The sequence below is a fragment of the Paenibacillus sp. sgz302191 genome, assembly GCF_057749925.1.
In genome coordinates, this window is record NZ_JBYLHY010000003.1 from 101,917 (window position 1) to 113,883 (window position 11,967).

The 11,967-nt window shown below is 48.5% G+C and carries 16 protein-coding genes and 1 tRNA gene; 8 read left to right on the forward strand and 9 right to left on the reverse strand.

Features of this window, described 5'->3' with window-relative positions; all coding sequences use genetic code 11:
* Positions 1–26: 26 nt before the first annotated feature.
* The 4 genes from AC3G2T_RS05290 to AC3G2T_RS05305 all read left to right on the forward strand — a co-directional run bounded on the left by AC3G2T_RS05290 (position 27) and on the right by AC3G2T_RS05305 (position 4,681).
* Positions 27–293 (forward strand): hypothetical protein, encoded by a 267-nt coding sequence (locus AC3G2T_RS05290; protein ID WP_488434784.1) that lies wholly within the window; start codon positions 27–29, stop codon positions 291–293.
* A 447-nt stretch (positions 294–740) separates the two neighbouring features.
* Positions 741–2,330 (forward strand): spore germination protein, encoded by a 1,590-nt coding sequence (locus AC3G2T_RS05295; protein WP_488434785.1) that lies wholly within the window; start codon positions 741–743, stop codon positions 2,328–2,330.
* Entirely contained in the window at positions 2,320–3,549 is a 1,230-nt protein-coding gene (locus tag AC3G2T_RS05300) for a Ger(x)C family spore germination protein (protein ID WP_474679365.1), read from the forward strand. The genes AC3G2T_RS05295 and AC3G2T_RS05300 overlap by 11 nt, the downstream gene beginning before the upstream one ends.
* A gap of 22 nt (positions 3,550–3,571) precedes the next feature.
* The gene (locus AC3G2T_RS05305) at positions 3,572–4,681 is read left to right on the forward strand and encodes a GerAB/ArcD/ProY family transporter (RefSeq protein ID WP_488434786.1); all 1,110 of its coding nucleotides are present in this window, start codon (positions 3,572–3,574) and stop codon (positions 4,679–4,681) included.
* A 32-nt stretch (positions 4,682–4,713) separates the two neighbouring features.
* Here the strand turns inward: AC3G2T_RS05305 and AC3G2T_RS05310 are convergent, their stop codons facing one another.
* A complete protein-coding gene (locus tag AC3G2T_RS05310; protein WP_474679367.1) occupies positions 4,714–4,953 on the reverse strand; it encodes a YczF family membrane protein in 240 nt (79 codons plus the stop codon).
* 149 nt (positions 4,954–5,102) lie between these two features.
* Entirely contained in the window at positions 5,103–5,504 is a 402-nt protein-coding gene (locus AC3G2T_RS05315) for a hypothetical protein (protein ID WP_488434787.1), read from the reverse strand.
* Between the two features lie 105 nt (positions 5,505–5,609).
* Between AC3G2T_RS05315 and AC3G2T_RS05320 the strand changes: the two genes are divergently transcribed.
* Positions 5,610–6,431: a MerR family transcriptional regulator gene (locus AC3G2T_RS05320; protein ID WP_488434788.1), complete on the forward strand. Its 822-nt coding sequence runs from the start codon at positions 5,610–5,612 to the stop codon at positions 6,429–6,431.
* A gap of 143 nt (positions 6,432–6,574) precedes the next feature.
* On the opposite strand, the gene AC3G2T_RS05325 is transcribed toward AC3G2T_RS05320, so the two are convergent.
* Positions 6,575–6,659: transfer RNA gene (locus tag AC3G2T_RS05325), tRNA-Leu, on the reverse strand.
* Positions 6,660–6,805: 146 nt separating this feature from the next.
* Here AC3G2T_RS05325 and AC3G2T_RS05330 point away from each other — a divergent pair.
* Positions 6,806–6,982, forward strand: a complete 177-nt coding sequence (locus AC3G2T_RS05330; RefSeq protein WP_488434789.1) for a hypothetical protein — start codon at positions 6,806–6,808, stop codon at positions 6,980–6,982.
* Positions 6,983–7,011: 29 nt separating this feature from the next.
* Here AC3G2T_RS05330 and AC3G2T_RS05335 read toward each other — a convergent pair whose 3' ends face one another.
* From AC3G2T_RS05335 to AC3G2T_RS05345, 3 genes are all read right to left on the reverse strand, one after another.
* The gene (locus tag AC3G2T_RS05335; protein WP_488434790.1) at positions 7,012–7,260 is read right to left on the reverse strand and encodes a hypothetical protein; all 249 of its coding nucleotides are present in this window, start codon (positions 7,258–7,260) and stop codon (positions 7,012–7,014) included.
* A 169-nt stretch (positions 7,261–7,429) separates the two neighbouring features.
* Complete coding sequence (locus AC3G2T_RS05340) at positions 7,430–7,756, reverse strand: hypothetical protein (RefSeq protein ID WP_474679372.1); 327 nt, start codon at positions 7,754–7,756, stop codon at positions 7,430–7,432.
* Between the two features lie 77 nt (positions 7,757–7,833).
* Positions 7,834–8,403 carry a xanthine phosphoribosyltransferase gene (locus AC3G2T_RS05345; RefSeq protein ID WP_488434791.1) on the reverse strand — a complete coding sequence of 190 codons (570 nt, stop codon included), beginning with the start codon at positions 8,401–8,403 and terminating at the stop codon, positions 7,834–7,836.
* Positions 8,404–8,716: 313 nt separating this feature from the next.
* Here AC3G2T_RS05345 and AC3G2T_RS05350 point away from each other — a divergent pair, with 313 nt between their 5' ends.
* On the forward strand, positions 8,717–9,427 hold the full coding sequence (locus AC3G2T_RS05350; protein ID WP_474679374.1) for a DUF4309 domain-containing protein: 711 nt from the start codon (positions 8,717–8,719) through the stop codon (positions 9,425–9,427).
* 75 nt (positions 9,428–9,502) lie between these two features.
* On the opposite strand, the gene AC3G2T_RS05355 is transcribed toward AC3G2T_RS05350, so the two are convergent.
* Complete coding sequence (locus tag AC3G2T_RS05355) at positions 9,503–10,111, reverse strand: DedA family protein (protein ID WP_474679375.1); 609 nt, start codon at positions 10,109–10,111, stop codon at positions 9,503–9,505.
* Between the two features lie 141 nt (positions 10,112–10,252).
* On the opposite strand from AC3G2T_RS05355, the gene AC3G2T_RS05360 reads away from it, so the two are divergent.
* On the forward strand, positions 10,253–11,287 hold the full coding sequence (locus AC3G2T_RS05360) for a YkvI family membrane protein (protein WP_488434792.1): 1,035 nt from the start codon (positions 10,253–10,255) through the stop codon (positions 11,285–11,287).
* On the opposite strand, the gene AC3G2T_RS05365 is transcribed toward AC3G2T_RS05360, so the two are convergent.
* Positions 11,225–11,656 carry a hypothetical protein gene (locus tag AC3G2T_RS05365; RefSeq protein ID WP_488434793.1) on the reverse strand — a complete coding sequence of 144 codons (432 nt, stop codon included), beginning with the start codon at positions 11,654–11,656 and terminating at the stop codon, positions 11,225–11,227. The genes AC3G2T_RS05360 and AC3G2T_RS05365 overlap by 63 nt on opposite strands.
* A 27-nt stretch (positions 11,657–11,683) precedes the next feature.
* Positions 11,684–11,959 carry a hypothetical protein gene (locus AC3G2T_RS05370; RefSeq protein WP_488434794.1) on the reverse strand — a complete coding sequence of 92 codons (276 nt, stop codon included), beginning with the start codon at positions 11,957–11,959 and terminating at the stop codon, positions 11,684–11,686.
* Between the last annotated feature and the right edge of the window lie 8 nt (positions 11,960–11,967).

Consider the following 11,967-nt stretch of genomic DNA (forward strand, 5'->3'; position numbering starts at 1 on the left):
CAAACCATCGAAGGAGAAAAATGAAAATGGATAACAACAACAACAACAATGCCAATAATAACAGCAACAGCAATAGCGGTAATAACAATAATAACAATAACAACGATGACGGCGGCTGGTACGGAGGGGGATGTGAACCCCATCACCCTGTTGGCCATTACGGCCATCATCATGACGACAATAACAGTAATAACCCTAGTAACAATAATACTAATAATCCAAGTAACAATAGTAATAACCCGAGTAATAATAGTAATAACCCAAGTAACAATAACAGTAATCACCCCAAGTAACAAAAAGTTAAAGTGGGGGACAAGTCGGTTTGCAAGTCAAAAAACTGCGATTGTGCAGGCTTTTTAGGTGTCAGTGACCTATTTTGAAGAAAAGCCTGCGATTGTGCAGGAATTCCCGCCCCTGACGGGCTTAAGCTCGACTATTCGCGAAAAAGCCTGCACATTTGCAGGAATGTTTCGTTGCTAGCGTATCCGCGAGCAAAAAACTGCACTTTTGCAGGCTTTCTCTGCGTTGACAAGCACCTACCGGCCATCCCCGCAGAAAGACCGCCAATGCGATGTCGTCTAAAGTCGATCTCGCCATGTCCTCCCAAAAACTTCGCCCTAACCCCCTTCATTATCTTCTTTCCTTACCTTTCCAAGAAACCTGTGATTCAGGTATAAAAATGGGTACTGCGGCAAAAAATGTTACAGTCCGAGCCAGAAACGTTAAAAGAAGGGATGTCTATGTGGAATCGATTTAGTAAAACGAAGCCAAAGCCGAACCGGGCAAACATCGAAATCACCGCATTGGACACAGATTGCCTCCCTCTTGACCGGGATTTAAAAACAAACCTTGCTCTGCTTAATCAAAAAGCGGGGAATAGCCCGGATATCGTAATTCGCGAATTTGAGTTCGGTGGCAGCGTGAAGATTTCCGCTGCAGCAGTCTATACGGAAGGCTTGACTGACAAGCAGATGGTCAGCGATTTTGTGACGCGCTCTCTAATGATCGATCATGCCGAAGCGGTGCAACAAAGCGCAGTTCCGGAACAAGACATGTTTCATTTCATCAAGAATAACGCTTTGACCATTGAAAAAGTCAATGTGATCAAGGACTGGAACGGATTTATTTTATCGATTCTTTCCGGAGATACGGCGATACTGATTGACGGCTGGCCTGAAGCCATTATCGGCCATACGAGAGGCGGAGAATCGCGAGGGATTTCCGAGCCGACGACGCAAGTCGTCATTCGCGGTCCGAAGGACAGCTTCAGCGAAACGATAGGAACGAATATTTCCCTTGTCCGGCGGCGAATCAAGAGCCCGAATCTTTGGCTGGAGACGTTCCGGATCGGAGAGGTTACGCAAACGGACGTAGCTATCATGTATGTCAAAGGCATTGCACGCGATCGGCTCATTCAAGAAGTCAAACAGCGGCTGCAAACCATTACAATTGACGGAATCCTCGAATCCGGCTACATCGAGGAATTGATTCAGGATCAATCGTTTACCCCCTTTCCGACGATTTATAATACCGAACGTCCAGATGTCGTGGTGGGAAATTTATTGGAAGGCAGGGTAGCCATCTTGGTGGATGGAACGCCTTACGTACTGATTGCACCTACAAGTTTTTTTCAATTTTTTCAGTCCGCGGAAGATTACTATAACCGGTATGATATTTCGATCGCGATCCGGTTGTTACGATATATGGCTTTGATTATTTCCTTATTGGGACCTTCCGTTTATATCGCAGCCGTTACGTTTCATCAAGAAATGATTCCAACCCCGCTCATCATCAGTCTGGCGGCGCAGCGGGAAGGTATCCCCTTTCCTATGTTTGTCGAAGCTTTAATCATGGAAATCAGCTTTGAGCTGCTGCGGGAGGCCGGGATTCGCATGCCGCGGGCGGTCGGTCAAGCCGTATCGATCGTCGGCGCTCTTATACTGGGACAAGCAGCCGTGCAAGCCGGGATCGTGTCCGCCGCAATGGTCATCGTCGTAGCCACCACGGGTATCGCCAGCTTTGCGACAGCAAGCTATGGTCTGGCAACCGCTATACGCTTGCTCCGTTTTGCGAACATGATTTTCGCCGCCATGTTCGGCTTTTTCGGCATCGCGATCATCGGCATTATCATCATCGCCCATCTTTGCAGCTTGCGTTCATTCGGAACTCCGTATATGGCCCCTTTTGCTCCGTTTATCCCGGCTGATCAAAAGGATGCGGTGCTGCGCCTCCCCATCTGGGCACTTCTGACGCGCCCGAAGGTGCCCGGCTCCAAAGACTGGAAACGGGCGGAACGAAACCAACCTGCAGGTGATCCTGATGAAAGCTAGAATGCTTTTTCTAACTGTGACGATCGCAAGCGGCATGCTCTTATCAGGCTGCTGGAACAGTCGGGAACTCAAAGATCTTGGTCTTGTGATGGCCATGGGGATCGATCAGTCGCCGAAGTCAAAGGAATACCGGATTTCGCTGCAGTTGGTCAATCCCGCAGAAATTTCGGGGGGATCGATGGGAGGGGCCGGGGCAGGAAGGGCGCTGCCGGTGACGATTGTGACCGAAACGGGAAGCACGATCTTCGAAGCGATTCGGAAAGCATCGCAAAAAGAGTCGCGGCAAGCCTTTTTCGGACACATGCGTTTGATTGTGCTTGGGGAAACGCTAGCCAGAGACGGGGTTCGGGATATTTTTGATTTTTTCGAAAGAAATCATGAACCGCGCGACACGACAAACGTGCTCGTAGCCAGAGGAAATACGGCCGAACAGATTATTAGCATCATAACCCCGATCGAAAAAATTCCTGCAAACAGTAAAACGGGCAAGTTGACGCAATCGGAAAAATTATGGGCGGAGAGCATTAAAGTCGAGATCGACGACGCGATTAATATGCTAACCGGCGAAGGAAGCGAACTCCTCCTAAGCGGGGTGGAAATCAGCGGCAATCCCCAAGAGGGAAGAAACAAATCCAACAATGAACATACAAAGCCTCCGGCCGTCGGCCAAATTCATGGAATCGCTCTGTTCAAGGACGGGAAATTGAAAAGTTGGATGGATGATAAAGAAGCTCGCGGAGCGTTGCGGATTCAGAACAAGTTGAAGAGCAGCATCATCAACATCGATTGCGGCAATAAAAAAGATGCGATCGGCATCGAGGTCAAACGTTCAAAGACGGGAATAAAAGTGAACATCAGAGATGATAAACCAATAATCGAGATCAAAATTCGGGAGGAAGGAGATGTGGGGGAAATGAAGTGTCCTGTTGATGTAAGCGAACCGAAGGAAGTCGAGAAGCTAGAAGCTGCATGGTCCGAAGAGACGAGGAAGGAAGTTCTGGCTGCTGTCCAAGCGGCTCAACGCGAAAAATCCGATATTTTTGCTTTTGGGGAAGCTATCAATCGCCAGGAGAAGAAGGCTTGGAAAAAAATTAAAAAAGACTGGAGGAAGGAATTGTTTGCGGAAAGCCAAATTCATGTAAGCGTGAAATCCTTTATTCGACATACCGGCATGAGGACGAAGCCGTATTCGTTTGAGGAAAAAAAAGCGAAAAAATGACCTCAAGGGGGAGCGTTATGTCATGGAAAAAGAGAAAATCACTGCATGGCAATTGTTTTCCTTGGTTGTATTGTTCGAATTGGGCACTGCCATTGTGGTCAGCTTCGGGCTTGACGCCAAAAAAGATGCTTGGATCGCAAGCCTTCTTGGCTTGGGAATGGGGCTCTGCCTGTTTCCTGTCCATGTTTATATGTATAAAAATTTCCTAAATATCCCTTTAACAGGATATATAAGAGCAATCGTTGGGAAATACTTAGGCTGGCCTCTTGGTCTGCTGTATGTCGTTTATTTTATTTATGCCTCTGCAAGAGATTTAAGGGATGCAGGGGATTTGCTGCTCGCTTCCGTTTACGATCAAACACCGCTGTTCGCGATTGTTGCTTTGATGATGTGCGGAGTTTTTTACGTTCTTCATAAAGGTATCGAGGTGCTGGCCAGAACTTCAGAAATTTGTTTGCTCATCCTGATTGCTCTGGGAGTCTTAGGAAATTTCGCTGTTCTGGCTTCCGGCACCATCGATCTCAATCATTTGCTGCCCGTACTGGAGAACGGCTGGAAACCCATCATCACGACCGCTCTAACGCAGACATTTGTTTTTCCTTTCGGCGAAATGATTGCCTTTACCATGATTCTTCCCTATTTGGACCGACCGCAGCAAGCCGCAAAGAGCGGATCGTTAGCCATTGCGATCAGCGGCGTCCTTCTAAGCTATACGACCTTGCTGAACGTCGCTGTCCTTGGCGTCGATGTCGCCGGCCGTTCCACCTTTCCCTTGCTTACGATGATAGGCAAAGTAAACATTATCGAGTTTATCCAACGCTTGGACGCAATTGTTGTATTGACTTTGATTATTGCGGATTTTTTTAAAATATCGATCTTTATGTACGCCGCTGTTATCGGGACTATGGATCTGTTCAAAATCAGGGAGCATGGCCCGCTCGTATTTCCGATCGGAATTATCGTTATGTTTGCGTCCATGATGATGGCAAGCAATTATCTGGAACACATCGCCCAGGGGAGATTTTCCCTGAAAACGCTGCATGTTCTTTTTTCCGTAGCCATTCCTCTGTTTCTGCTCGCCGTACTCTCGATTCGCAAACGATTCGGTTCCCCGGGCAATAGCGTCGTATGACTATATAGCGGTCGACCTCCGGGCCAGCTTTTCTATACACGCCTCCTTTGTCTGTAAGAAATAACAGCGTAGACGGCCCAAGACAAAAACAAGAGCAGCGTAATGACAAATTCCTCCCATCCTTTAACCCAAAAGGGGTTAAAGAGATTGGTCAACGATCTGCGCAAAGGGAGGCCTATGAAAAAATCCATAGTCAGAATTAACGCGATTTCCAACCCGAATAACAGAAAAAAAACAGCCAAAATTTTCAACTGGACTCTCCCCTTTGGCAATGAATTTCCACCGGATCACGACGGATGCTCAATTCTTAATATAACTAATCCTGAACATATCATGCACGCCGGAAACAAACAGCTGGCGATAAACCCCATGCTGCATGATAAGCTCGTTATGATTGCCTCGTTCAATAATTTTGCCCGCTTCAAGCACCATAATCGCCTCGGAATTTCGGATTCCGGGTATCGATGGAACAGGTCGCCTCATCCAGGATCATAACAGGCGGATCGGCTATAGCCGCGCGGGCGTTAGCAATCAACTGACATTGGCCTTGTGAAAGACTGCTGCCGCTTGCTCCAAATAGAAGTGAAATCAATGCAAAAAACACAAGCACAAGACCGTATTTCCAAATCATGCTCATGCTGCCGCCCTCTATCCCTTTATCGATCAGTTCTGCCATGATAAGCGGAATCATAACTTCAAGCGCAACCTCACCGAGCAAATAAAGCGGTGTCAGTATGGTGTCTTTTTTATATTCTCGAACACTTTGCAGAAGTCTTTTATCATATTTTATCCCCTCATAATAATGTCTAGTTGATTGTTTCACCTGTGAATCCACGGTTTGAACGCTTAAGCGATAGTTGCTATTATAGAATGTATAGAAACTATACAGTCAATAGTTTTTTAAAATTATTTTGGAGGGTAAATAATCATGCATCATTCAGACCTGTTGTCGATTAGTTCATTTGCGCATGTTTCGGGTATTGCGCGTAAAACGCTGATTTTTTATGATCGCATAGGGTTGTTTAAACCTGCTGTCATTGCCGACAACGGTTATCGGTATTATCATCGGAATCAATTGGATATCATTGGCGTCATTCAGGCGCTCAAGGACCTTGGTATGCCGTTAGAGGAAATCAAGAAACATCTGGAGACACGTACACCTTCCCGAACGCTGGAGCTGCTGCGCAAACAGGAGCAGGTGATCAAGCAGGAAATTTTAAAGCTTAGGGGGGTGGAAAACATGATCTTCCAACGTGCTGCCAGTATTGAACTTGCGATGTCTATTGATACTGATACAAATCGAATACAAATTATCAAACAAGGTGCAATTCCGTTGATGTTGAGCAATCCAGTGTATTATCCGAAAAACTCGATCTCCGATGATTTGTGGATCCAATTCCAGTCACAATTGCTTGCCGAGAACATCCCCTTAGGGTATCCGAATGGTGTTGTTATTCCTTGCGATGATATGCGTAATCAAAACGGCGATATGATCTCGCATATGTTTGTACGTTTAAAGACCGTCCTCTACAAGCAAGACTATATGCCGGAAAGCTACTATCTGGTGTGTTATGCTCACGCTGACTATGGAGAAACAGAAAAAATATATCCTCAAATTTTTGACTACATTGACAAGCACAAGCTGACGGTTATCGGCAACGCTTACGAGGAATATCTACTGGATGAGGTCACCATTTGTAATCCGGAGGAATATCTCGTTCGAGTGATGGTGCAAATTCAGGAGCCTTAATTTCAGTCGGCATGCTCGTCTGGACTATAGCTCGAAAATTTCTTCAGACCAGGTGATGAGCGCCACATTGCATATTCGAGGTATGCAAAAAGCTCTTGAATTGTCCAAGGACAAATTCAAGAGCTTTTTCATTGCTAAGTTGATGCGGTCGAGAGGACTCGAACCTCCACGGGGGGTTAGCCCACACGGACCTGAACCGTGCGCGTCTGCCAATTCCGCCACGACCGCGTGTTACCGAAATGAATAAATCATTTAACAGCGACAAAAATTAATATACCATGCAACGCCTTCAAAGTCAACTGCATCCCTTAAAAAAACTTGTATGGCAATGGCTCGAAACATACACAATAAACACAAAAGGAGGTTTACATCCGATGAAACAAGAAGAAATCGATGCCCTTGAACCTAAATATACGGGCAACCAAAGGCAGCTCACGGAAGGCGAAGCCGAAGCAATCGTGAACGACCCCAATTATAAACAAGAAAACGCCGAAAGCGACCTCGGCAGCATTTCCGCCGCAGCCGCTTACGGTTTGTTCAGAAGAACTTAGCATAACGCTCATGCCCTGTCCCTGCGGTACTACTCTTCCTCAGGGACAGCAGGCTCCTTGGGAAGCGTATATTCAAGCGGCCTCGCTTCCGTAAAAGGTTGATACACGTAGCTGCGGGCCAGCTTTACGACTCTTCTGTTCTGCTTCCTTATAAGCACGCTCTCATCGTCCCACGCAACGACGATGCCTTTCACATCGTTGCCCGGATTGACGTCGCGAATGACACGCAGCACTGTGCTTTCCACTCTGAATGCATCGAGCTGATCGTCCGAGATCATTGCATTGCGACCCTCCTTTACAAATCCTTTCCTTCATTCTGTATTAGCATACACCAAAACCGCTGCGGATGAAAATGACGCGCCGCCGCGCCATCCGCGGCTTTTTCAAATTGCAAAAAAAAGCCCGAGGGCGCAAACCCCCGGGCCTCTTTCGTATATAAAACTGAATTCAGCTGACATGCTCCTTGGAATCGTTCGTCTCGAACCAGAAATCAAGGACTTTGCTTGACATGACCCGCTTCTGAATATACTCTACCTGGTGCTGGGAGAATTGCTGTTCCCACTCGATAGAAAGTTCTGTGCAAAGTTTAACGACAGTTAGCAGCTCCGACCATGCGACATAGCGTTTGTACCAAAAAAATTGCGGGTGTTCGATCATATAGGGATACAGATCATCGAATTCTGTATGCTTGCAATCGAGCGCACGTTCAAAATGATTTTTCGCTTCAGCCAACTTGGTCATAAAATAGTCAACAGATACATTTTCAATACCCATAGATGCCAGCCTCCTCTCATACCATGTAACCATTATAAAGGAAAAATCGTTTTCAGGAAAGATTGATCCGACAAAAATCAGTCAAACACGATTTGTCCGTTTGCAAGCGAAGCGATGCGGGCCAAAGATTCGACGCGGATGCCGCGCTCGCGAATCGACCGGCCGCCGGCCTGGAACAGCTTTTCCACGGCGATCCCAACCCCGACAAGTTCGGCTTCCGCCTTCTCGATAATGCGGATCAAACCGCGGGCGGCGTCGCCGTTAGCGATAAAATCGTCGATGAGAAGTACGCGCTCCCCTTTGTTCAATAAGTGAGATGATACCATAATGTCCGTCACGATGCCTTTGGTAAATGAAGGGACGCGCTCGCTGTACGTATCCTGATCCATCGTAAGCGTCTTTTTGCGGCGGGCGAATACCATAGGAACCCCGAGCTGAAGAGCGGTTGCAAAAGCGATGGGAATACCCGAAGATTCCACAGTGAGCACTTTATCCGGTCTCGTCTCCCCAAACAGTCTGGCAAACTCCTTCCCCATCTCCACGATCAGCACCGGATCCACCTGATGATTCAGAATGGCGTCCAGCTTTAATACTTGATCCGATACGACGACACCCACTTCCAAGATCCGCTGCTTCAACAATTCCATAAAAAACCCTCCATACCCTTGTATTATGAGTAAGGTACCATATTGATCAACTAGGTTTCAAGTCCCAATTTACCGGGTTAGGTCTTTTGGCGTGAAACTTTTTTGCACTTTCGGGTGTCTATAATGTTGTAAGGCTTTGAAAGGACTACCATTGCCGTGAAAGCACCGTTTTGAAAATGGAATTTGTCCGTTTTCATGGAATAGGAAGGTAATTTGCCTACTTTTGACTCTTGTGAGAGGAAGCCCAAAAGCATTATGATAAGTGATGTTGCCTTTACATATGATGTTAGCATGAAAGAAAGGAAAGATGACGATGAACAAACGTATACTACTAGCGGTAATTAGCTGCGTGCCTGTTGCGTTCTCCGCAATACTGTTATCCGGCTGCCAAAAGTCATCTGTTCCGATTGTTCAACCGCCTGCGGAGACGTCTGCTTACCGGCAGCCGATCACGGCAGTAAGTACGGCCCCCGTACCAAGCACGGCCTCGACGGAACCGACAGCAACGCCATCGGAAGAAACCAAACACGAAGCGCAGGTCGCCAACAGCGTCAAAAGCGCCGATCCTTCCGTCGGAATGCCCGTAAGCGCGACAGCCAAGCCTTCTCCCAAACCGAAGGTTAATGCCGAAGACACCTATCAGCAGGAAAAGCCGACCTTGATGGGTCTGAAGCTGGGCACGTCCAAAACTACGGTTCTGAACAAATTCGGCAAAGCCAAAAAACAGTTCGTCATGGATGACGATACGGATCCTGTCAACGTATACGATTACACCGACTTCTCGGTAGGCTTCAACAAAAAGGATGAGCTGGTATTTGTCGACGTCCATTCTGCGGATATCGATCCCGGCCTGGGCGGAGTGCGGCTCGGCCAAAAATCCGATGATGCCATAGCCACCCTCGGGAAGCCCGATTCCAATACGACGTTCGTGCTTTCGTACAAAGCGCAGGGCACTATTCTTAAGCTGGATATCGATCCGAAGGAAAGCACGATTCAATCGATCAAACTGTTCGCCGACCGCTAGGGCGCGCAAGCGGCATACTAAATAAAGACCATCGATTCTTGCCGAATCGAGGTCTTTTTTGCGTCGAAGCGCCGTCTACTGCACCGTTCTCCGTTTGCGGATGCGCAAGTATATATAAATCCCGATGAGGACGGCAGCCGCAACGATCAGCAAGCTCATCCCCATATACCGGTGAACCAGTCTCATCAGTTCATCCAAATTACTGCCGATAAAATGCCCGAGCGTCAAAAACGTCGTGCACCACAATAATGCGCCGGTTCCCGCAAAAAACAAATATTTGTAAAACTTGACCCCGCTTACCCCTGACAAATAACACGTAAAATGCCGGACACCCGGCACGAAATAGCCGAAGAACACGGCCCAGAGCCCGTACTTATGAAACCAGCCTTCCGCCCGTTCGATGCGGCTTGGAGTCAGCTTGAACCATTTGCCGTAGCGGTACAGGAACGGCTTGCCCACGCGATGCCCCAGCACGTAGCTGACCATCATGCCGGTCATCGTCCCCGCATAAATGACCAACAGCGTCATCGAAAACGCGAAGGGGCCCCCCGGCGCGGTCAAGGAGCCGACGAAAGTCATCAAGGTTTCGTCCGGCACCGGAACGCCGACTATGCCTGCAGAAAGCAGGATGTATAAAGCGATATACCCGTAATGATTAATAAAATCATAAAGTGCTTGCTGCACGTACGACACTCTCCCGAGCGATCAAAATCATAAAACATCCAATTTATACCATAAAACAGGGCTTGCCCCATTTTCCTGTCATGTGTTTGCAAACCATAACATACCTTGTACTATATCAAAGGACAGGGAGTGGAGCAACAGATGCGTACAGGACTTTCGATCCTGCAGGTCGCTTTTACCTATATCGGCACGATTGTCGGCGCAGGTTTCGCTTCCGGTCAGGAGATTTTGCAATTCTTTACCCGCTACGGCTGGATGGCCACCCTGACGATTGCGCTTTCCAGCCTCCTGTTCGTATGGCTCGGAATCAGGCTCATGCTGATGGCTCACGATCTGAAAGCCGCCTCCTACGAAGATTTGAACGCCTTGCTATTCGGCAAAAAAATAGGAAACTGGATCAGTTTGTTTACCATGATCGTCCTGTTCGGCATTACAACGGTTATGCTCGCCGGAGGCGGCACCGTCTTTCAAGAACAACTGCATCTGTCTTACCAGACGGGACTGTTGGTTACTTTATTTTTCGGCTATGTCGTCCTGTCGAAGGGTATCCGGGCGATTATGACCGTCAATTCCGTCGTCGTGCCGATCATGATGCTGTTCAGCCTGGGAATCGTCATCTATACGTGGCATTCACCAGGCTCCGGAAACTGGCTGGTGCTCACAACCGATTATCACCCTGGGAAAATATGGTTCGCGCCATTTCTTTATACGGCGTTCAACCTGGCCATGGCCCAAGCCGTGCTCGTCCCCGTTGGGGCGGCTGCCGACAATCGGTCCGTACTGTTCTGGGGCGGCTTGCTGGGCGGAGCGGGCATCGGGCTGCTGCTGCTTTCAGCGCATTACGCTTTGTCCGCGCAAATGCCCGGCATCGCACAATTCGAAATTCCGATGGGCAACATCATTAACCGGCTTGGCCCCGTCGCGCAGACCGCTTATTTGCTTGTCATTTACGGAGAAATTTTCACCACGTTTATCGCCGACGCCTACGGGTTGTCTCTTCAACTGCAGCAGCGCTCCAACATTCATCCCAAGGTGCTGATCATCTGCATTTTGATCCTCAGCTATTTGGTCAGCCTGATCGGCTTCAAAACGCTGCTGTCCGCGCTGTATCCGTTATTCGGATTGATCAGCGTCGTTTGGCTCGTTTTGATGATCTGGCGAAACCGCGCCCTGTAGCGCTCCCGCCTGCTTGATCTGAAGGACGACGAGCAGCCGGGTCACGAGCAGCAGCATCCCCATCGCGGAGATGACGATGCCTGACAATAAATAGGCAAAATGAAAATTTTCAATAGCGGTCTTATCGCGCATAACGGCAAATAACTCAGCCAGCAATAGCAAAAGCCCGATCGCAAACAGACCGACAGTCGAATAATCCAGAATAGTCCATTTCGACAAGTACACAGCCGCAATCTGCGCTTGACTGGACGGCTTCGGAGCTGCGGCCTGCTGCTTCCAAAGCTGATGAATCATCCACGCCGTATAGACGGCGGCCCCAGTCACAAACAGCCCCAGCACACCGCCGAAAATCGCCAAAACCAAATTCATGGGCAAATCCCCCCTAAAAAACGTTCGCTAAAAGACACTCCTCAGCCCCCAGATGAGGACTAGCGTCAAAACAAAGCAGGCGGCAGGCAGCGCATATAGCAGCGGGAGCGCGACGCCGGCCGGCCAAGCGGGAGCCGCTTTCCACAACCGGCCAAGCCGCTCGTCCCCGCTGCGGACAAGCTCTGCTGGCGGATCGGAAGCGGCGCCGGAAGCAGCGTCGCTCCACTCGATCCTGCCTTTTTTCCATCCGACCTGGTACGTAATTTCGCGGTGCTCTTTTTTCTTTTCCGTACCTGTTGCCATATGTATTA